Source organism: Kibdelosporangium banguiense (genome assembly GCF_017876405.1).
Classification (GTDB): domain Bacteria; phylum Actinomycetota; class Actinomycetes; order Mycobacteriales; family Pseudonocardiaceae; genus Kibdelosporangium; species Kibdelosporangium banguiense.
Map to the genome: position 1 here is coordinate 5,349,313 of NZ_JAGINW010000001.1, position 19,645 is coordinate 5,368,957.

The 19,645-nt window shown below is 65.6% G+C and carries 19 protein-coding genes and 1 tRNA gene; 9 read left to right on the forward strand and 11 right to left on the reverse strand.

From position 1 onward, the window contains the following. Positions 1-321: 321 nt before the first annotated feature. Positions 322-1,266 carry a LysR family transcriptional regulator gene (locus JOF56_RS25390; protein WP_209642014.1) on the reverse strand — a complete coding sequence of 315 codons (945 nt, stop codon included), beginning with the start codon at positions 1,264-1,266 and terminating at the stop codon, positions 322-324. A 109-nt stretch (positions 1,267-1,375) separates the two neighbouring features. Between JOF56_RS25390 and JOF56_RS25395 the strand changes: the two genes are divergently transcribed. Next, positions 1,376-2,293, forward strand: coding sequence for an NAD(P)H-binding protein (locus JOF56_RS25395; protein WP_209642015.1), 918 nt, complete (start codon positions 1,376-1,378; stop codon positions 2,291-2,293). Beyond that, positions 2,283-2,648, forward strand: coding sequence for a darcynin family protein (locus JOF56_RS25400; RefSeq protein WP_209642016.1), 366 nt, complete (start codon positions 2,283-2,285; stop codon positions 2,646-2,648). The genes JOF56_RS25395 and JOF56_RS25400 overlap by 11 nt, the downstream gene beginning before the upstream one ends. A gap of 682 nt (positions 2,649-3,330) precedes the next feature. Here the strand turns inward: JOF56_RS25400 and JOF56_RS25405 are convergent. Together JOF56_RS25405 and JOF56_RS25410 are read right to left on the reverse strand one after the other, a co-directional pair. Then, positions 3,331-4,107, reverse strand: a complete 777-nt coding sequence (locus JOF56_RS25405) for a transposase (RefSeq protein WP_209648478.1) — start codon at positions 4,105-4,107, stop codon at positions 3,331-3,333. A 311-nt stretch (positions 4,108-4,418) separates the two neighbouring features. After that, on the reverse strand, positions 4,419-4,994 hold the full coding sequence (locus JOF56_RS25410) for a TetR/AcrR family transcriptional regulator C-terminal domain-containing protein (protein WP_209642017.1): 576 nt from the start codon (positions 4,992-4,994) through the stop codon (positions 4,419-4,421). Between the two features lie 112 nt (positions 4,995-5,106). On the opposite strand from JOF56_RS25410, the gene JOF56_RS25415 reads away from it, so the two are divergent. From JOF56_RS25415 to JOF56_RS25430, 4 genes are all read left to right on the forward strand, one after another. After that, positions 5,107-6,363, forward strand: a complete 1,257-nt coding sequence (locus JOF56_RS25415) for an FAD-dependent oxidoreductase (protein ID WP_209642018.1) — start codon at positions 5,107-5,109, stop codon at positions 6,361-6,363. Between the two features lie 745 nt (positions 6,364-7,108). After that, the gene (locus JOF56_RS25420; RefSeq protein WP_209642019.1) at positions 7,109-7,624 is read left to right on the forward strand and encodes a hypothetical protein; all 516 of its coding nucleotides are present in this window, start codon (positions 7,109-7,111) and stop codon (positions 7,622-7,624) included. A 600-nt stretch (positions 7,625-8,224) separates the two neighbouring features. Further along, the gene (locus tag JOF56_RS25425) at positions 8,225-9,001 is read left to right on the forward strand and encodes a transposase (protein ID WP_209648478.1); all 777 of its coding nucleotides are present in this window, start codon (positions 8,225-8,227) and stop codon (positions 8,999-9,001) included. Positions 9,002-9,279: 278 nt separating this feature from the next. Further along, positions 9,280-9,489, forward strand: a complete 210-nt coding sequence (locus tag JOF56_RS25430) for an Arm DNA-binding domain-containing protein (protein WP_209642020.1) — start codon at positions 9,280-9,282, stop codon at positions 9,487-9,489. On the opposite strand, the gene JOF56_RS25435 is transcribed toward JOF56_RS25430, so the two are convergent. Next, on the reverse strand, positions 9,468-10,247 hold the full coding sequence (locus JOF56_RS25435; RefSeq protein ID WP_209642021.1) for a transposase family protein: 780 nt from the start codon (positions 10,245-10,247) through the stop codon (positions 9,468-9,470). The two genes, JOF56_RS25430 and JOF56_RS25435, sit on opposite strands and share 22 nt — an antisense overlap. On the opposite strand from JOF56_RS25435, the gene JOF56_RS25440 reads away from it, so the two are divergent. Then, positions 10,214-11,368 carry a tyrosine-type recombinase/integrase gene (locus tag JOF56_RS25440; protein ID WP_307855252.1) on the forward strand — a complete coding sequence of 385 codons (1,155 nt, stop codon included), beginning with the start codon at positions 10,214-10,216 and terminating at the stop codon, positions 11,366-11,368. The two genes, JOF56_RS25435 and JOF56_RS25440, sit on opposite strands and share 34 nt — an antisense overlap. Positions 11,369-11,487: 119 nt before the next feature. On the opposite strand, the gene JOF56_RS25445 is transcribed toward JOF56_RS25440, so the two are convergent. From JOF56_RS25445 to cmk, 4 genes are all read right to left on the reverse strand, one after another. Continuing rightward, positions 11,488-11,561: transfer RNA gene (locus tag JOF56_RS25445), tRNA-Pro, on the reverse strand. Positions 11,562-11,625: 64 nt separating this feature from the next. Further along, the gene (der, locus tag JOF56_RS25450; RefSeq protein ID WP_209642022.1) at positions 11,626-13,023 is read right to left on the reverse strand and encodes a ribosome biogenesis GTPase Der; all 1,398 of its coding nucleotides are present in this window, start codon (positions 13,021-13,023) and stop codon (positions 11,626-11,628) included. Further along, positions 13,020-13,667, reverse strand: coding sequence for a lysophospholipid acyltransferase family protein (locus JOF56_RS25455; RefSeq protein ID WP_209642023.1), 648 nt, complete (start codon positions 13,665-13,667; stop codon positions 13,020-13,022). Before JOF56_RS25455 ends, der begins: the two co-directional genes overlap by 4 nt. Beyond that, positions 13,664-14,368: a (d)CMP kinase gene (cmk, locus tag JOF56_RS25460; RefSeq protein ID WP_209642024.1), complete on the reverse strand. Its 705-nt coding sequence runs from the start codon at positions 14,366-14,368 to the stop codon at positions 13,664-13,666. Before cmk ends, JOF56_RS25455 begins: the two co-directional genes overlap by 4 nt. Positions 14,369-14,471: 103 nt before the next feature. Between cmk and JOF56_RS25465 the strand changes: the two genes are divergently transcribed. Further along, complete coding sequence (locus JOF56_RS25465; protein ID WP_209642025.1) at positions 14,472-14,957, forward strand: GNAT family N-acetyltransferase; 486 nt, start codon at positions 14,472-14,474, stop codon at positions 14,955-14,957. Here JOF56_RS25465 and JOF56_RS25470 read toward each other — a convergent pair. Continuing rightward, the gene (locus tag JOF56_RS25470) at positions 14,924-16,012 is read right to left on the reverse strand and encodes an NAD(P)/FAD-dependent oxidoreductase (RefSeq protein WP_209642026.1); all 1,089 of its coding nucleotides are present in this window, start codon (positions 16,010-16,012) and stop codon (positions 14,924-14,926) included. The genes JOF56_RS25465 and JOF56_RS25470 overlap by 34 nt on opposite strands. A gap of 159 nt (positions 16,013-16,171) precedes the next feature. Here JOF56_RS25470 and JOF56_RS25475 point away from each other — a divergent pair, with 159 nt between their 5' ends. Beyond that, complete coding sequence (locus tag JOF56_RS25475) at positions 16,172-16,882, forward strand: MEDS domain-containing protein (protein ID WP_209642027.1); 711 nt, start codon at positions 16,172-16,174, stop codon at positions 16,880-16,882. A 51-nt stretch (positions 16,883-16,933) separates the two neighbouring features. On the opposite strand, the gene JOF56_RS25480 is transcribed toward JOF56_RS25475, so the two are convergent. Both JOF56_RS25480 and JOF56_RS25485 read right to left on the reverse strand, forming a co-directional pair. Beyond that, positions 16,934-18,523, reverse strand: a complete 1,590-nt coding sequence (locus JOF56_RS25480) for a glycosyl hydrolase family 18 protein (protein ID WP_209642028.1) — start codon at positions 18,521-18,523, stop codon at positions 16,934-16,936. Between the two features lie 115 nt (positions 18,524-18,638). Next, a complete protein-coding gene (locus tag JOF56_RS25485; RefSeq protein ID WP_209642029.1) occupies positions 18,639-19,625 on the reverse strand; it encodes a dihydrofolate reductase family protein in 987 nt (328 codons plus the stop codon). Positions 19,626-19,645: the final 20 nt, after the last annotated feature.

Sequence of the window (19,645 nt, forward strand, 5' to 3'; positions counted from 1 at the left end):
GGTGGAGCGCCCGGAGCGAAACGAAGGACGAACGACCTCGAGGTGCGTCGAGTGGTGTCCGTTGCCACTGAAGTTTGTCCCTCTGCCAGTGAAGTCTGTCCGACTGCGCCGCTCCGAACGGGGTAGGCGCTCATGGTCGGGCGGGTTCCCGGTCTCGGGGATCAATCGGGCAGTGGTTAGGGGTGAGTACTCCACCCACGAGATCGACTTGGTGCCGGAGGCCTACGAGCAGCGCCTGGACATCGACGTCACCAAGCTCGACCCCAGGTCGGGTTCGGGCCTGTGTCCGGGCGCCCGGGTATGCGCGGACCGGGCCGTGGGTTATTCCTCCCGGGTCGGACGGAGTACCCGGCGCACGGCGTCACGCAGCCACTGGTGGGCCCCGTCGGCGGTGTGGCGTGGGTGCCAGGCCATGCCGATCGTCAGTGGTGGCAGCGGCAGCGGGATTTCCAGCAGGCGCAGTCCCAGCGCGTGCGCCGCGTCGCTGAGTGGTGAAGAGGGCTCGCCCGGCAGCGCGGTCGGCATCAGGCAGACCACGTCGGTGACCGCGGCCAGTGCCATCGCCGCCAGATGTCCGGGCAGGACGGCGCTGACCCGCCGGCTGAGCCCGTGTTCGGCCAAGGCCGCGTCCAGCGGGCCGGTGAAGCGTCCCCGGCGGCTGACCGCCACGTGCTCGGCCGCCGCCAGCCTGGCGGGTGTCAGGGTTGTTTCGGCGAGCGGGTGCCCGCCCCTGACGCCGGCCACCATCCGCAGTGTGACCAGCTCTTCGACCCGGGTCTCCGGGTCGACGTGGTCGATGGCCCCGATCTCCAGATCGATCCGGCCCTCGCGCAGCGCGGGGCCCGCCTCCCACTCCTCGGCCAGCACCCGCAGCGAGACGCCCGGCACCTGGCGCCGGGCCAGCCCGAGCAGAGCCGGCGCCAGCGCCGCGCCGACCAGGTCCGAGGCCTGGACGGTGAAGGTGCGCCGCAGTGCGGCGGGGTCGATCCCGCCGCTCGGGGTGAGCAATGCCTCCAGCCGGCGCACCACCGCGGCGGCCTCATCCCGCAGCGCCTCGGCGCGGGGTGTGGGCACCATCGCCTGTCCTGCCCGCACCAGGAGCGGATCCTGGAGCACCCGGCGCAGCCGGGCCAGGGTGCGGCTCATCGCCGCGGGGGAGGTGCGCAGCCGCGCGGCGGCACGGGTGACGCTCTGCTCGGTCAGCAGGGCGTCGAGGGCGACAGCGAGGTTGGCGTCAAGGTTCGGGGAAGGGCTGCTCACCGGCATTATTCCGTTTCGGGCAATGATTGGATGCTGAAGTTCCCATTGTGGCAATGCGGTTCGGGTCTGCACGCTCAAGGCGCCGTACCAACCCGACATAGACCGCGAGGTTTTCATGATCGTCATTACCGCCCCCACCGGGAACATCGGCCGGCGACTGCTGTCACTGCTGGTCGAGGCCGCGCCCGCACGCGGAGAGGAGTTGCGCGTCGTGGTCCGCGATCCTGCCCGGCTCCCCGAGGCCGTGCGCGGACGGGTCGAGGTGGTCACCGGCTCGCACGGCGACGCCGCGACCGTCGAGCGCGCCTTCGCCGGGGCCGACGCCGTTTTCTGGCTGGTGCCGCCGGACGCCTCGACCACGCCCGACGAGGCATACAGCGGCTTCACCCGCCCGGCCGCGCGGGCGTTCGCCGCCCACGGCGTCGGCCATGTCGTCGGCGTCTCGGCGCTCGGCCGCGGCACCCCGCAGGCCGCCCAGGCCGGGCTGGTCACCGCCTCCCTGGCCATGGACGACCTGATCGCCGACTCCGGCGTCGCCTACCGCGCCCTGGCCTGTCCGTCCTTCTTCGAGAACCTGCTAGAGGAGGCCGACTCGATCCGCGAGAACGGCGTCTTCACCGACACCGTCGCCACGGACCGCCCGGCCCCGATGGTGGCCGTCGCCGACATCGCCGCGACGGCAGCCGGGCTGCTGCTGGACCGCTCCTGGACCGGCGTCGGCAGTGTTCCGGTGCTCGGCCCGCAGGACCTCTCGCCCAACGACCTGGCCCGCATCATGACCGAACAGTTGGGCCGCCCGGTCCGCTACCAGCGCCAGCCGCTCGACGAACTGCGGTCCACCCTGCTCGGCTACGGCCTCAACGAGGCGTTCGTCGAGGGCATGATCGACATGAAACGCGCCAAGGACCAGGGCCTGGACTCAGGCATCGACCGCTCGCCTCAGGCGGGCCAGGCCACCGGATTCGCGCAGTGGTGCGCGCAGACCCTCAAGCCCACCGTCCTCGCCACACCGGAGGCCGTCGATGCCCACTAACCGAACCGAGCCGCCGGTCACCGCGTTCATGCTGGTCAAGACCACGCCCGAATGGCTGGCGATGACCGTGCCCGAACGAGTCCAAGCCTTCACCACCCACGTCGTCCCGGTGATCGAGGCCCGCACCCACGGCGTCCGCTCTCGCTTCTACGACACGGAGTTCTACTCAGCGCGGGTCACCGACATCTGGGTCTGGGAGGCAGACGACCACGACGCCTACCGGCTGCTGATCGACGCGCTACGCGAAACCCCCTTCTGGGACCACTACTTCACCGTTGTCGACCTGCTCGTGGGCACCGAGAACGGCTACGCCCACACCTACGACCTGGAGCCGGTGGCCACCCTCACCACCTGACGCGAACGGCTGCCCCCTTCATCCCCGACGCCGGTTCCAGCGACACCGGAGAACCGGACGGCATCGAATCCCAGGCCAGCACACCGGCTGGCTCATTCGCCACAAGTGGCCGAGCAGCACCAATGCAGTAGCGGGACAAGGTTCAGTGGCACAAACCCGCGTCCGGACAGACTTCACTCGCAGAGGGACAAACTCCAGCGGCAACGGACAAGTGGCGGCACGCTTGATCGCGAGGAACGCCATAGTGCGGTCGAAACTGATCGACACTGATCACCACAGGTGATCAACATCTGCGGTCAGAATCCACGAACAAGTGCGGTCAAACTCGGAAAGGTAGTGCCGGGGTGACATGGTGAAGTCGGCCCGGGGCGCGGTTCCGGTCTTTCGACCGGTCCGTTTCCCCGGAGCCGCTTCCCGAACCGGGCATGCGGTGTGAAGCACCGCACCCGGCTCTCCACAAGTCTCGAGGGACGCGGCACGATCGGGTGATTGTCGTTTTGCTGTCTTGCGCGGTCGTTGAACGCCGACAATGGTGAGCGGCCAAGGGCGGCCGGATGCCTGCCCAGCACGGAACCACATATGGATCCGTTACGACAGAAGGACATTAAAGGTTGTCCCGTAATGATCTTGGGTGTAGGTCGGTGGTGGACCAGTGCCCGCCACCAGGTGTGATGTGGATCGATCAGCAGGTCATGGCCAGGTTGCGCATCTGGGCCACGCCACGCAGGGCATACCAGACGCCGTCGCCTTTACGTCGGCAGTTACGGAGAATGTTCCAGGACTTCATATGCGCCAACGCGTGCTCGACCCGAGCACGGATGCTTTTGTGCACCGTGTTCAGATCCTCCTGCCACACGGGAAGGCTGCGTCCCTTACCCGGCTTGCGGTACGGGATGATCACCTCCGGGTTGCCCAGGTAGCCGCCATCGGCCATCACGTTCGCGCCCACGCACTGCTGGTCCACGCCCGAGTCCCGATATGCCCGACTGTCGTGTCGGTTGCCCGGCATGGTGCTCCCGACCGCGACACCCCTGCGGGTGTTGGCGTCGATGACGACCTGCATGTTCACCGAGTATCGGTAGTTCTTGCTGGATGCGGACACGCTGCGGTCGTGGGTGGGGACCAGCGTGCCGTCCACGATCAGAACAGTGTGGGGGCTGTGCGGGATGGTCACCGGCGGGAGCACCAGCAGCGGCGCGACGTGCTCCACAACGCGGTTGGCGGCGGATTTGGAGATCCCGAACAGCAACGCGATCTGCCGGAAGGTCAGGTTGGTGCGGTAGTACACCGCAGTCAGCAACACCCGGTCGGTCAGCGGCAGGCCCCAGCGCCGGCCAACACCGACCTGCTCACCACCCCGACCGGCCACAATGCCCACCAACTCCTGAAACTGCCGGACCGACAAACCCGTGAACACCGACACCCACCCGGGCCGGTCCGCCCTGATCACCTGCTCCACACCATGATCAACGATCAACGGTTCCCGCCATTACGGGACAACCTTTAGCTAGATCCTTTGTGGTCAGTAACAAATAAGACTGTCGGCTGCCAGGCAGAAGGGACCACTTCGGAGCCGGTTTTGCCAGAACCCTTGAGCGTGGCAGGCGACACTGCCGAAGCTCTGTCGCTGTGACAGTTGTGGAGTCGCCACGCGTGTCCCATCGCAGACCGGCATCTCGGCACCACGGGCGGTGTCGCTCACTTGGTTGCCTGATGCTGTCCGAACTTCAGGTGTGGGGCAGTGTCTGACGAGCACCTGCGGCTGGGGTGTCAACGAGGTTCGTTCGTGAGGTGGTCGGCGCGTCGGGCGACACCGTCGATGATCAGTGTCAATCCTGCCTCGAACGCCTCGGTTCGGTCCAGGCCAGGACCTTCGGTCTGGTCCTCTGCGACGTCCGCTTGTTCCTCCAGCACGCTGCCGACGGTGAAGTGGCTGGTGGTGAGCATCGCGATCCGCGCGTCGTGCTCGGGCAGCCCTGTGGAGACCAGGAACTTGAGCTTGTGGAGTGCGCGTGAGAGGTTCGCGCCCTGGGGGGCTGTTCCGGCGTGGAGTCGTGCGCCGTCGCGATGCGCCAGCAGTGCCCTCCGGAAGCTGCGCGAGTTCTCCGCGAGCCAGTCGCGCCAGTCGTCCGAGGGCGTCGGCAGGGGGGCTGCCGCGTGGCTGACCATGGCGGCCTCCGCCATCGCCTGGAGCAAGGAAGCCTTGTTGCGGAAGTGGTAGTAGAGCGAAGGTTGTTCCACGCCAAGACGTTTCGCCAACTGCCTCGTGCTCACCGCGCCGAGTCCCAGCTCGTCGAGCAGATCGAGCGCCTCGTTCACGATGATCTCGCGATCCAGCTTTGTCACCCCGGCACCCTATCGCCGATAGCTCGACCCTGCCTATTGGTGATAGGCCTTGACCAACCTATCGTTGATAGGCAATACTGGCCGCTAGTTACCTATCACTGAAAGGGAGCTAATGGACGCGGTATCCGGGCTTTCGTTGAAGGTGCTCGTGTGCGGTGGCGGTATCGCCGGCCAGGCCGTGGCCTACTGGCTCGCACGAGGAGGCCACCAGGTCGTGGTGGTGGAGCGCTTCCCGACGCTGCGCGCGACCGGGGCCCAGATCGACCTGCGCGGGCAAGGCATCGACGCTGTCGAACGCATGGGCCTACTCGAAGCTGTGCGGGAGAAGCTGGTGCACGAGCCGGGGGTGGCCTTCGTGGACGCGCGGGGCAGGCGGTGGGGCGCGATCATGGCCAACACCTCGGGCAAGGGGCGTCAGACCCTGACGTCCGAGTACGAGATCATGCGCGGGGACCTGGTGCGCATCCTGCACGAAGCGACGCGGAACGACGCGGAATTCGTCTTCGGGACCGGCGTCGACAGATTCGAGCAGAGCGAGGATCGCGTTGTCGCGCGTTTCTCCGACGGGACGTCGGGTGAGTTCGACGTCTTGATCGGGGCGGACGGGCAGGGGTCGCGAATCCGGCAGGCACTCCTGCCCGCCGACGGTCTCGACCCGTACTGGCCGGTGGGGATCCACATGGCTTACTGGTTCATCCCGCGCGACGCCACCGACAGCGACATGAGGGAGACCTACAACCCGACCGGCCGCCGCATGATCATGCGGCGGAGTCACAACGCCACCGAGACCCAGGTCTACTTCGCGTTGTGGGAGAGTTCCGAAGAGGCCACGGCGATCCACCGCCAGCCGGTCGACCGGCAGAAGCGGTTCTGGTCCGACCGGTTCCGCGACGCGGGGTGGCAGACCGATCGATTCCTCGAGGGCATGGCGACGGCCGAGTTCTTCTACTCGCAGGAGGTCGTGCAGGTCCGGATCCCGGCCTGGTCCGGCGGGCGGGTCGTGCTCGTCGGGGACGCGGGCTACTGCCCGTCGCCCTACAGCGGTATGGGGACCTCCGCGGCACTGGTTGGTGCCTACGTCCTGGCGGGTGAGATCAACCGGAACCCCGGCGACCTTCCGGCGGCGTTCGCGCATTACCAGGCGACGTTGCGGCCCTTCGTCGACAACGTCCAAGCCAAGGTCAACCCGAAGGTCCTGCGGTTCGGGTTCCCGAAGGGCAGGCTCGGGACCCATACCCTGCGCACCATGGGAGCGGTCGGCAGCTTCCTGCGGCTTCCGGAGCTCGCAGCCCGGCTGGCGAAAGAGGACCGAGGTGGAGACTGGCCGTTGCCGGACTACCCGGAACCACGAGTGGGGCTGAACAGGTAACCGGTTCCCCGCGGCACGATGTCGTTTTCTCCGCACTGAGATCCTGCTCGTCGGCGACGCCCGTCTGTGTGAACGGACCGGCCTTCTTGCTTCAAAGGCACTGCTTCGCGAGCAGCGGCTGCGAAGAGCGTGGAACAGGGGCAGCCCGGTAGCGGACTCTGCGGCGCGACTGTGACCATCCCGACCGATGCCCGTAAAGTCGTTGAACGGGCGCGTCCGTCTGCCACCTTCGGTAGTCCGGACGTGCTGCCGCCTGGGTGTGAGTAGTTCGAAGTGGACACCTCAGCCGAGTTGCTCGACGCCTGATCCGTCACTGTGGACGGAACGTCGCAAGGGACTTGGGTTCACCCGCTGGCGACGACTCCGGGAACCCGGCGTTTCCTTGCTGCAGCTAGCGAGGCACGGCGAACACGAGCCACGTCACGATCGGCGCGAGGCGGCGGTGGGTCAGTGGACCGGTCTCGAGCACCGCGAGCGAGTTTGCCAAGGGCACCAGCAACCTCGGCGGAGAGCCGTCTCGACGATCTCCCCGCGCAGCTCGCTGCCCGGACCTCGGAGGTCGGTTTAACGGTGGAGTTCGGTGGCGTGTTCCGTTGACACCGCAGTCAAACTCTGCGAGTGCTTGGCTTGGCGGCGCTCTCGGTTTGACGTAATTCTGTTGATTCTTGCGGTGAAGCATCTTTCCTTTCTGGAACATTAGTATTTCTGCGCATTGTTTTCAGTGTTCACTCTCAAGTGTGTAAAAATGACGAGCAAAGGTGAGAAGGACATGCGGCACACCGGAAGCGTTACCCTGAATGTTGCTGCCTCCCAGGTCGACCTGGAGAACTGGCTCTTCACGTTGTCGGACACCGAGTACCAGGCGTGTGCGCGGGGTCATCGTGCCGCGGGGACGTTCGTGCAGGACGGTGTGCGAGGCACGGTCAACGTCGAGGCCATCGGTGGGCACCTGATCGTCCAGCACTATCAGGAGGTTTCGGCGAAGCCGTCGTACGTGGAGATGCTGTCGGAGCGTAGTCGCGTGTATCTGTTCCACCTCGTTCCGGCGACCATCCAGGTCCGCTGGACGATGTCGGTGGAGGCCCGTCCGGCCGAGTCGTCAGAGTTCCGTTGCACTGTCGAGTTGACCATGTCCCCTCTGCTTCGCTTTCTCGGTGCCATGTCCCTCCTCGGCGTCGCCATCCGCTCCCACACGCTGGAAGAAACGAAGCTCTTCGGTGACGACATCGTCCGGAAGATTGCAACCACGCGCCGCTCGTGAGCGGGCGAATAGACGCAGTGCAATCGGCATTCATCTCGTCGAATCAAGGGGATCGGGGCCGTGACAAGTCACGGTCGCACTCGCTGGCATCCGGCGGTGATGAAAGCAGTGCAACTTGTTCTATGATGTCAGGACGGGAGTCACCGGACGACGGGTTCGCCCGCGAGCACTGCGGAGGACCTGGTGGCGGCTGTTCGGGGCGACCCGTCGGAGCGACTCGAGCTGGCAGCCCGGTTTACGACTGTCGCCTGCCAGGGTTGATGGGCTCTGGTGCTCGTTGCGTGATCAAGGATGCGCGGCGTCGCGGAAATGAGTCACGTGGCGTGTAGAATCTTCTTTCGTAGCAATAGAAACCCGGACCTTCCGTACGACGTCCTCTTGAGCATCTTAAAAGTTACGTGGAATCTGGCCGTGGGGATGATCATGTCTCCTCGGTGTTGACCACGGAACTGAGGAGATGGCTTGAGCGGCAAATGTTCGGCCGAGCCAGCTTCTCCTTGCTACGCAAGCGAATACTGCGCACAACTTGACCTTCGCTCGCCCGGCCGTGCACTAAAGGTTGTCCCGTAATGGCGGGAACCGTTGATCGTTGATCATGGTGTGGAGCAGGTGATCAGGGCGGACCGGCCCGGGTGGGTGTCGGTGTTCACGGGTTTGTCGGTCCGGCAGTTTCAGGAGTTGGTGGGCATTGTGGCCGGTCGGGGTGGTGAGCAGGTCGGTGTTGGCCGGCGCTGGGGCCTGCCGCTGACCGACCGGGTGTTGCTGACTGCGGTGTACTACCGCACCAACCTGACCTTCCGGCAGATCGCGTTGCTGTTCGGGATCTCCAAATCCGCCGCCAACCGCGTTGTGGAGCACGTCGCGCCGCTGCTGGTGCTCCCGCCGGTGACCATCCCGCACAGCCCCCACACTGTTCTGATCGTGGACGGCACGCTGGTCCCCACCCACGACCGCAGCGTGTCCGCATCCAGCAAGAACTACCGATACTCGGTGAACATGCAGGTCGTCATCGACGCCAACACCCGCAGGGGTGTCGCGGTCGGGAGCACCATGCCGGGCAACCGACACGACAGTCGGGCATATCGGGACTCGGGCGTGGACCAGCAGTGCGTGGGCGCGAACGTGATGGCCGATGGCGGCTACCTGGGCAACCCGGAGGTGATCATCCCGTACCGCAAGCCGGGTAAGGGACGCAGCCTTCCCGTGTGGCAGGAGGATCTGAACACGGTGCACAAAAGCATCCGTGCTCGGGTCGAGCACGCGTTGGCGCATATGAAGTCCTGGAACATTCTCCGTAACTGCCGACGTAAAGGCGACGGCGTCTGGTATGCCCTGCGTGGCGTGGCCCAGATGCGCAACCTGGCCATGACCTGCTGATCGATCCACATCACACCTGGTGGCGGGCACTGGTCCACCACCGACCTACACCCAAGATCATTACGGGACAACCTTTAGGCACGACCACACTTTCGGTCTTACGCGGCCAAGATTCCCATATCCCAGCAGGCTGCATCGATGGATTTCGATGAGTCATGCTGAATACGCGGACGACAAGAGGGGGGAACCAGAGTAACAATATATTACCGCCATCGACTCACGTCATAAACACTCGAAGGAGTGGAACGATAATAGCGGATCCCATCAAGAAAATCGGATTGAGAGACGGTTCGACTCGATACCGCTTCGTCATCGACATCGGGCGCGACCCAGTCACGAAGCGCCGGAAGCAGTTGACCAAGGCGTACGACATCGAGAAGGAAGCTCGAGCCGAGTACGCCAAGATCAAGCACCAGTTCGACGAGGGGACCTTCGTCTTGCCGGGCAAGATGACAGTGAGCCTTTTTCATCCTGCGGTGACCTCGTAGTTCTGTAGGACGTGGATGGCCTTGGCGAGTCGGCCGATGCGATGCGGGCTGACACGGACTTTGTGCAGGATGCGCCAGTACTTGAGCTGGGCGTTGGCGCGTTCGCCGGGGCCGCGCAGCCGAGCGTGAGCGCGGTTGGCATCCTTCTGCGACTCGGGTTTGTTCTTGCCCTTGTACGGGGTGATCACCTGTTGGCTGGTCTCGTCGTAGCCGTGGTAGCCCTTGTCACCCAACGCGATCAGCCCCGCATCGCGCAGCGCGGCGAGGATGTTCCAGATCCGGGCGGCCGCGGTGTCGTGCGTGCTGCCCGGCAACTCGCCGGACACCCACAGGATCGTCCCATCCGGAGACGCGATCACCTGCAAGTTCACCCCATGGCGCTTGTGCTTGCCGGAGTAGAACGGCCGGTCGACGGCGATCCGGTCGATCGGGATCAGCGTGCCGTCGATGATCACGTACGCCATCTTCTCGCGTTTGGCCTTCCGCAACGCCGCCCGGAGCTTGGGCGCCCGAGCAGCCAGCAACTCGACGGTTTCGTTGACATACCGCCAGCAGGTCGCGGTGGAGATGTCGAACCCGGCGCCGACCTGCGCGAACGGTTCACCCTTACGCAGATACACCAGCACCGACAGCGCCTGCTGGCCTGGGTTGAGCTTGCGCCACGCCGAGCCCAGCTCTCGGCGGTGAGCGCGGATGAGATCGGACACGAAGGTCAGGGTCTGACGTGACAACGGCAGCGCGGCACGGTAAAACAGCATCTGAAGCCCTTGGTTGTACGGACATGGATCTTGGTCGATTGCTGTCCTACCAAGGGCTTCGTCACGTCCGCGGTAACGACACGCCGATGAACATCACCTTGTCACCTCGGATCCCTTACCCACCAACATATCCACACCAGGATGAAAAGCGCTCAGTGTCGGAATGGCTGGACATGTGGCTGAAGTCGGCCTCGATTGACGTCGAGAAAGCGACTGCGTCCAACTATGCCGATGCACTCCTGCCTGTACGTGATCGGCTTGGCGACCGACAGCTTCAGAAGGTGACTGAAGAGGACGTTGACGATCTGGTCTCGTGGATGCTGTCCTCAGGCCGCCGGCGTGGCGGTAAGCCAGGCACCGGCCTCAGCGTTCGATCGGTCGACCTGACACTCGGCAGGCTTCGATCAGCGTTGACTGTTGCCGTTCGACGGAACCTGGTGGTGCGCAACGTGGCCCAGTACACCCAGATTCCTCGGGATGCACGTAGGAAGGCCGAAGCAGTTGCGGCCACACGGCGGCCATGGACTGAGAAAGAGGTGAAGAAGTTCCTTACGGTGATTCGGGACCACCGGCTGCATGCCCCGGTACTGCTGTCGCTGATTGGGATGCGCCCTGCCGAGGTCTGTGGGCTTCGCTGGTCGGTTGTCGACCTTGTTGACGGGACGTTGTCGGTGGAGCTGACCCGAACCCTGGTGGATGGCGAAGTCGAGGAGAAGGGACCGAAATCGGAGAAGGGCAAACGGAAGCTGCCGATGCCCAAGCCCCTGCACACGGCCCTGAAAACCTTCAATGCCAGGCAAGCCAGTGAAGCCCTACGCGCCGGCGAGGCATATCAACGCTCAGGGTTCGTGCTGGCCGACGAACTGGGTGCGCCATGGAAGACAGACAAGTTCCGGCGGGCAATCTACAAGCTGATGGCCCAGGCCAAGATCCGCAAGGTCCGGCCCTACGACGCTCGGCACGCCTGCCTGACCTACCTCGCCACCGCGGGCGTGCCTGATGTCGTGGTGAGCGCCTGGGCCGGTCACGCTGACCTGAGCTTCACCAAGCGGGTCTACGTCCATCCCGACATCGAGCACCTCAGAGAGGCGGCAGACCAGCTCGACGAGTTGCTCGGCTAAACAAGCAGTACAAGCGTTCGTGTGAAAATGTGAGACGACGTGCCCGAAAACGCGATCAGGGCCTCGTCTCACCGTAGTGTTCCAAGGCCCTGACCTGGGCTTTCGCCCTACTTCGACCGTCGGGACGACAGGATTTGAACCTGCGACCCCTTGACCCCCAGTCAAGTGCGCTACCAAACTGCGCCACGTCCCGGCCGCATCCCGTTTTCTGGGTGCGGGGGAAGTCTAGCGGATGGGTGGGGGCGGGTTGCAGGGGGTTACTTTTTGCGCTTCTCGCGGACTCGGACGGACAGTCTGACGGGGCTGCCGACGAAGCCGAACTCTTCGCGGAACTTGCGTTCGATGAAGCGGCGGTAGCCGGCTTCGAGGAAGCCTGTGGTGAACAGGACCAGTGTCGGAGGCCTGGCCTGGGCTTGGGTTGCGAAGAGGACCTTGGGTTGTTTGCCGCTGCGCACTGGGGGTGGGGTGGCGGCTATGAGGTCTGCCAGCCAGGAGTTGAGCTGGCCTGTTGGGACGCGGGTGTCCCAGGACTTGAGGGCTGTCCTTAGGTGGGGCGCCAGTTTGTGGACTGAGCGGCCTGTCAGGGCTGAGATGTTGACGCGTTCTGCCCAGGGGATTCGGACCAGGCCGCGTTCCAGCTCACGGACCAGCTGGTGGCGGCGGTCTTCGTCGACCAGGTCCCACTTGTTCATGGCTATGACGCAGGCTCGGCCTGATTCGACGACCATGGTCAGGACTCGAAGGTCCTGCTCGCTGATGGGGGTTGCCGCGTCCAGCAGGACTATGGCGACTTCGGCTGCGTCGATCGCCGCTTTTGTCCGCAGCGAGGCGTAGTACTCCGCTCCGCTGGCTGTGTTCACGCGTTTGCGGAGGCCTGCTGTGTCGACGAAACGCCAGAGTTCGTCGTCCAGGGTCACCAGGGAGTCCACTGGGTCCACGGTCGTGCCCGCGACTGAGTCGACCACCGCGCGGTCTTCTCCGGTCAGCCTGTTGAGCAGGCTCGACTTGCCCACGTTCGGCTTTCCGACCAGGGCCACCCGGCGGGGGCCGCCTGCCCGGCCGAAGTCGTCGCGGGGGGTTTCCGGGAGTATCTCCAGGATTTTGTCCAGCAGGTCGCCGGCGTTACGGCCGTGCAGGGCGCTCACCGGGAACGGTTCGCCCAGACCCAGGTTCCACAGCGCCATCGCGTCGGCGAAGAGCCTGTCGTCGTCCACTTTGTTCGCGATCAACAGGACCGGCTGCTTGGAACGCCGCAGCACGCGCGCCACCGCTTCGTCCGTTGTGGTCGCTCCTACCGTGGTGTCCACCACCAACAGGATCGCGTCCGCTGTGGACATCGCGTATTCGGCTTGGGCCGCAACCGATTTCTGCAGGCCCTGGGCGTCCGGTTCCCAGCCTCCGGTGTCCAGCACCGTGAATTTCCGGCCGTTCCACAGCGCGTCGTAGGCCACGCGGTCACGGGTCACGCCCGGCACGTCCTGCACCACCGCTTCGCGGCGCCCCAGTATCCGGTTGACCAGCGTCGACTTGCCGACGTTCGGCCTGCCCACCACCGCCAATACCGGTTGGGCGGCAACGCCACCAGCGTCGTCGTCGGAGCCTGTCGCGATGTCCCAGTCGGACTCGTCGACCCAGGTTCCGTCCAGCTCTGTCATTGCAAGTCTCGCATTCGATCCAGTTCACCGACCAGGTCCGCCAGCGCGGTCCTGATCTGTTCGGTTCCAGCCTCCAGGCCGGACCGGCCACGCCCGACGGTCACCTCGAAAGGCTTCCCGACCAGCACATCAACCACGGGCCGAAACCGCCGCCCGGAGCCGGCGGGCCGCCTTGTCCCACGGACCGCCACCGGCTGCACGATCGCGCCGGACTGCCGCACCAGCCATGCGGCGCCTTGTTCGGCGTTCAGCACGTCTCCCTCACCGCGGGTTCCCTCCGGGAACACGCCGATCAGGCCACCACCCTTGAGCACCCGCACGGCGGCAAGCAGAGGCTTACGGTCAGGTTCCCCCCGGCGAATCGCCAGCTGCCCGATCGCCCGCAGCGCACGCCCGGCGATGCCCTTGAACAGCTCACCCTTGACCAGGAACACCGAGCGCCGGGGAACTATTCCGAACAGCACCTGCGGTTCGATCATCGAACTGTGGTTGGCCACCAGCACGACCGGCCCGTCCAGCGCGAACCTGTCCATGTGGTGCACGCGGAACCGGAACGCCGGGACATAAAGGTACCGCCCGATCACGCGGCCGACCTCGTGCAGCCATGGAATCGCGTCCTCGGGCAGGTCAGGAGCCTTGCTCACCGGCCCACCGCCTGGCCCGTCCGCAGCCCGCGGCCGTCCACCAGGTCCAGCAGCGACGCGAGCACGCCGTCCAGGTCCAGCTCGGTGGTGTCCAGTTCGACCGCGTCGTCGGCCTGACGAAGGGGGGACACCGCGCGGCTTGAGTCGTAGTCGTCACGACGCTGCACGTCGGCCAGGGTCTCCTCAAGAGTCGCCTGTCGGCCGGCGGCGGAGTCCTGGCGGGTACGGCGCTGGGCGCGCGCGTCGGCCGATGCCGTGAGGTACACCTTCAGTTCAGCGTCCGGCGCGACGGCGGTCCCGATGTCACGGCCCTCGACCACGATCCCGCCGTGTGAGTCGACCACTGCGGCGATGATCGCTCGCTGCCGCGCGACGAGAATCTGCCGGACTTCGGGCACCGCTGAGACGGCCGACACAGCCAAAGTCACTTCCGACCCACGGATCTCGGCCGAAACATCCACCCCATCCAGCAGGACGGTCGGGTCGGCCGGATCGGTGCCCACCGTGACCACGACGGACGCCGCGACCGCGGCCGGATCGCCGCCTGACCTCAGCACACCCAGCGTCACGGCCCGGTACATCGCCCCGGTGTCCAGGTAACCGGACCCCAGGGCACTGGCCAGCCGGCGCGCCACGGTGGACTTGCCGGTGCCGGAGGGGCCATCGAGCGCGATTACCCCACGCAACTCACCCTGTACCACCCTGCCGCCCTTCCTCGAACCGGTTTCAACCCTCTATTCTGCCTGGTCCGCGTTGACCGGCCACGTCCAGGCTACGAGCACACCCCATGTCAGGATCGCCGTCATGGACGCCCTGAACCTCAAACCCACCGACGCCGCCCTGATCGTGGCGATGAACAACGCGGCCGTGCCCAATGTGAACGAGTCGACCGAGGCCGAGCTGGCCGACCTGATCGAAATGTCCGGGTTGACCGTGGCCGTCACGCAAGGCGAGGACATCCTCGGATTTGTGCTCACGCTGCCGCCCGGCGTCGGTTACGGCAGCGAGAACTACCGCTGGTTCAGTGAACGCTACGACAACTTCGTCTATGTGGACCGGATCGTGGTGTCCGAGCAGGCACGCAACCGCGGTGTGGGCGTCGAGCTCTATCGGCTGGTCGCCGAGCACGCCGGGAACAACGGCGTCCCCCGCATCCTGTGCGAGGTCAACCTGGAGCCGCCGAACCCGGGCAGCCTGCGGTTCCACAAGCGCATCGGGTTCGCCGAGGTCGGCGAACAGCGCACGAAGGGCGGCACCTACCGGGTCTCGCTGCTGGCCAAGGAACTCTGACGGCCCAGTGCCAGGTCGGCGGCGATGGTGCCGGTGAGCGGCGCGAGTGTCAGGCCGCTCGCGCCGAGCCCGGTGGCGATCACCAGTCCGTCCATCGGCGAGTCGATCACCGGCCGGTTGTCGGAACTCAGCGGTCGGAATCCGATCCGGACCTCCTCCAGCGTCGCGTCGGCCAGGCCAGGCGCCACCCCCAGCGCATCGGAGAGGATCTTGTGCACGCCGCCCGCGGTCTGCCGGTGGTCGAATCCGGTGCCTGGTTCCCGCGTGGCCCCGACGACGATCTTCCCGCCCGGGAACGCCAGCAGGTAGTGATCGCGGGTCGTGCGGATCACCGGCCAGTCTGAAGTGTCCACACCGGACAGCCGGAGGTGCGCGATCTGGCCGCGTTGCGGCGCGACCGGCACGTCTATCCCCAATGGCTCACACAGGGAAGCCGTCCAGGCACCCGCAGCAACAACAACCGCATGCGCCCCAATGACCTCTCCGTCAACCTCCACTCCGGTCACACGCGACAGCGCCCTGGAGAGCCGCGCATGCCCGGAAATCCGGCGCGCACCATGACGTTCAGCCGCGCGGAGCAACGAATCCCGCATCACCTGACCGTCGACACGGCCGACGCCACCGACGAACAATCCGGCCAGATCGTCGCGCAACGCCGGAAACCTTTGTGCCGGTTCACCCACACGCAGCACTTCGACATCACCGACCAGGCGATCGCGTTCCTGGATGGACCTGATCATCGAGGCCGCCGCCGGCAGGACGCTCTCGTCCTCGGTGATCGTGATCCCGCCGACCCGGTCGAACCCCGCGTGTGGCTCGCCGTCGCGCTCAAGTTGGCTCAACAGCACCGGATACTGCGCCGCGGCCGCCCACCAGAACTCCTCGGCGCCCGCGCCTGCTCCGCCGACTGGCCACGGGAACACGATCCCCGCTCCGGCCGCTGTCGCCTGGCCTGCGTGCCCCGCGTCGACGAACAGGACTTCCGCTCCCTCAGCGGCCAGGCGGTAACCGGCCACCGCTCCGACAATGCCGTCTCCCACCACGATCACGCGCATATATAACACTTTGGCATGGTTGTCCCCCGTTCGCCGGACCACAAACGGAGTAACCTGCTTTTTACGATCATTCGCCCGACGTACTCTCCTTTGGTGATGTTCGGGTCAGATCCATCCGACATGAATTGTCCTCCGACAGCCGGGCATATCGGGCTGGTAGTGGAATCCGACGACGAATACCAACGACTTGCGCGCCCGCTGCTCGACGAGGGCGCGAGATTCGGCGACAAACTGATCGTGTTCGGGCTGGCGCCCGCCGAGTTCACCGGTTACGTGGTGCGTCACGACGTTCCACTGGGGACAGAGGTCCTCACGTGGCTGCGCACGGAAGCCGAGACGGCAGGCGGGCAGGGGTACCGCGGGGTCCGGGTGGTCGCCGACATGCAGCAGCTCGGCCTGCAGCCGGACGCGTCCGGCCTGCTGGCGTTCGAACTCGCCCTGGACCGCACGGTGACCGAGCTCGGCGTGACGATGTTGTGCGCGTACCGCAGTGGATCCTTCGACCGGGACACCGTGGCGGTCGCGATGTCCGCGCACCCTTGTGGATATGGCTTGAACAGCGAAGACGTGGGTTTCCGGATGTGGAGCGGGGACGACGACTGCTGGAATGTCTCCGGCGCGCTCGATCTGGTGAATGCCGGAACCTTTCGCACCGCGCTGACCAAAGCCGCGCACGACAGCACGCGGCTGCGATTAACGTTCGTGGAACTACGATTTGTCGACCTCGCCGGGGTACAGGCACTCGCCGACGTGACTGAGAACACTCCCGGCCTGTCCATGACGGTGACCACACCGTCGAACTCGTTCCGCCGGTGCTGGCGAATGCTCGGCTACGACGAGACATGCCCGAGAGTGGAGATAGTGAGCTGATGGAGCAGCCCTCGTGAGCGGGGACTCCTCCGCTCACGAGGGCTGTGGTACTCAGTTCAGTCCGCCGCGCAGCGCGGTGATCAGCTCACCGTTGGCCGTGTCGCCGGACAGTTCCCAGAAGAAGGCGCCGCCGAGGCCCTGGCTCCTCGTCCAGGACATCTTGCCGCTGATGGTGGCCGGGGTGTCGTAGCTCCACCATTCGTTGCCGCACTTCGCATACGCCGTGCCGGCAATGGTTCCGGTTGCCGGGCAACGGGTCTTGAGCACCTTGTAGTCCTCAATGCCCGCTTCGTACGTGCCTGGCGCGGCGCCTGTCGCCGTTCCACCGGGCTCACTCTGCGTCACGCCGGTCCAACCGCGACCGTAGAAACCGACGCCCAGCAACAGTTTGCCGGCCGGAACGCCCTTGCTCTTCAGCTTCTGGATCGCCGCGTCGGAGTTGAAACCGGCCTGCGGGATCCCGGGGTACGACGTCAACGGCGAGTGCGGGGCGGTCGGGCCCTGCGCGTTGAAGGCGCCGAAGTAGTCGTAGGTCATGACGTTGTACCAGTCGAGGTACTGCGAGGCGCCGCCGTAGTCGGCCGCGTCGATCTTGCCGCCGTTGGAGCCGTCGGCCGTGATCGCGGCGGTGACCAGGTAGCCGGCGCCGAACCGGTTGCGCAGGGCCTGCGAGAGGTTCTTGAACGCCGCGAACCCGCTGGTGTCGCAGGACAGGCCGCACGCGTTCGGGTATTCCCAGTCGATGTCGATACCGTCGAACACATCGGCCCAGCGTGGGTCCTCGATCAGGTTGTAACAGGAGTTCGCGAACGCCGCAGCGTTCTGCGCGGCCTGGCCGAAGCCGCCGGACCAGGTCCAGCCGCCGAACGAGAACAGCACCTTGATGTGCGGGTAGGCCTTCTTCAGCTTGCGTAGCTGATTGAAGCTGCCACGCAGGGCGCCTGCGTCCCACGTGTCGGCGACGCCGTCCACACTCTCGGCTGCGCTGTAGGCCCTGTCGTAGTCCGCGTAGATGTCGCCGAGCACGCACTGGCCATTGACGACGTTGCCGAACGCGTAGTTGATGTGCGTCAGCTTCGAGGCAGAACCGCTGGTCACGATGTTCTTCACGTGGTAGTTGCGGCCGTAGACGCCCCACTGCGTGAAGTAGCCCAGGGTCTTGTTGCCACCCGGTCCGGGAGGTGGGTCCGTGGGCGGTGGGTCGGTCGGCGGTGGGTCAGTGGGCGGCTGGCCCGTGGCCGAACAGGATCCGCCGTCCAGCTTGCAGTTGGCAGGGGCGGTGAACGCGCCGGAATAGGCCACGTTGAAGCCGAAACTGACCGAGGCACCCGGTGCGATGCTGCCGTTCCAGGTGTTCTTCACGGTCACGTGCTGCCCGCTCGTGGTGTAGCTGCCTTCCCAGAGCGAAGAGACGCGGTGCCCGGACGGCATGTCGAACTCGACCGTCCACGACGTGCGCGCCGTCGGGCTGCCGTTGGTGATCGTGTACTTGCCCTCGTAGCCGGTGCCCCAGTCCGATCCCTTGGTGAAGGTCGCCGAGACGCCGCCGGCGCCGTTCGCGGGCACCACGGCGATGCCGAGTACCAGCGCGGCTGTGGCAGTGACCAGGCCCGCGAGATGGGGCCATCGAAGTTTGGACATCAGTCTCCTTGTAAAGCTGCAGGGCCGGAGCGATGCCTAAACATGTGGTTTAGACCACAGGAAAATCAAGGGTCTAGACCAGCGCGTCACTCAAATGGAGTAACGCGGGACAGTCTCAACGGTACAACGGACTCGCCTGGCCGGCTTCCGGCGCCAGATCCGCACGCTCCACGACGGACACTCCGGCCGCCGACAACTGCTCGAAACCTTCACCGACCACGAAACGTGACGGCTCGCGCAGCGCGAACACCACACGCGGGATGCCGGCGTCGAGAATCCACTGTGAACAGCTACGCGGCCTGGATTTGCGCGTACTACAGGGTTCCAGCGAGCTGTAGATGGTCGCGGTCGCCAGCCTCAGGTCACCGGGAGTGACCTTGGCCAGGGCTTCTTCTTCGGCGTGCGCGGTGGGGTCGGTCTCACGCGAGTATCCCCTCGCGATTTCCCGGCCGTCCGCGCCGACGATCACCGCGCCGACCGGGTACGCCGTCTCCGACGGTGGGCACTTGAGCGACTCGGAAACGCACTCGCGCAGCCAGTACCGGTCCGCGTCAGGGAAAAACCGCATCACGGTAACGTCGCCGACTCGGCTGATGTCGCCAAGAACCATGCGGTCCTTGGCGAATTCGCCGTCGTTGACGAACCTCGGTGCGCGACTGTCGCCCACGAAGATCGGCGCGATCGCGAGCTGGATCTCGTCGGCTAGATTGCTCGTGAGAAACCCCGTGTGCACTGAGCTTCCGCCCTCGACCATCAGCCGCCGCACGCCCCTCCGATAGAGGTCTTCGACCACTGTGGACAGTTCAGCCCGTTCGTACACAACGTGGTTGTCGTCAGCGAAGAACTCGGCATCCGGATCGAACCCGCCCGCCCTGGTCATGGTGACCCGCAACGGGTTGGCAGGCAGGCCGCGCGCCACGCGCTCGGCCCGGCGCCGCTGCGACCGGACCCGTAGCCGCGGGTTGTCCGACCGGATCGTGTTGGCACCGACCAGAATCGCGTCGCAACTCGCCCGCAGCTCATCGACCCGGTCCCAGTCCTCATCGCCGGACAGGACCAGCCGCTCGGGGTGCGCGTCGTCGATGTAGCCGTCGACCGACATCGCACAGCTGAGAATGGTGT

Bases quoted from the DNA above. Each gene is read 5' to 3' on its own strand.
- JOF56_RS25390 (WP_209642014.1), bottom strand. From the start codon at position 1,266: ATGCCGGTGAGCAGCCCTTCCCCGAACCTTGACGCCAACCTCGCTGTC.
- JOF56_RS25395 (WP_209642015.1), top strand. From the start codon at position 1,376: ATGATCGTCATTACCGCCCCCACCGGGAACATCGGCCGGCGACTGCTG.
- JOF56_RS25400 (WP_209642016.1), top strand. From the start codon at position 2,283: ATGCCCACTAACCGAACCGAGCCGCCGGTCACCGCGTTCATGCTGGTC.
- JOF56_RS25415 (WP_209642018.1), top strand. From the start codon at position 5,107: ATGGACGCGGTATCCGGGCTTTCGTTGAAGGTGCTCGTGTGCGGTGGC.
- JOF56_RS25420 (WP_209642019.1), top strand. From the start codon at position 7,109: ATGACGAGCAAAGGTGAGAAGGACATGCGGCACACCGGAAGCGTTACC.
- JOF56_RS25435 (WP_209642021.1), bottom strand. From the start codon at position 10,247: ATGCTGTTTTACCGTGCCGCGCTGCCGTTGTCACGTCAGACCCTGACC.
- der (WP_209642022.1), bottom strand. From the start codon at position 13,023: ATGACAGAGCTGGACGGAACCTGGGTCGACGAGTCCGACTGGGACATC.
- JOF56_RS25465 (WP_209642025.1), top strand. From the start codon at position 14,472: ATGGACGCCCTGAACCTCAAACCCACCGACGCCGCCCTGATCGTGGCG.
- JOF56_RS25470 (WP_209642026.1), bottom strand. From the start codon at position 16,012: ATGCGCGTGATCGTGGTGGGAGACGGCATTGTCGGAGCGGTGGCCGGT.
- JOF56_RS25480 (WP_209642028.1), bottom strand. From the start codon at position 18,523: ATGTCCAAACTTCGATGGCCCCATCTCGCGGGCCTGGTCACTGCCACA.
- JOF56_RS25485 (WP_209642029.1), bottom strand. From the start codon at position 19,625: ATGTCGGTCGACGGCTACATCGACGACGCGCACCCCGAGCGGCTGGTC.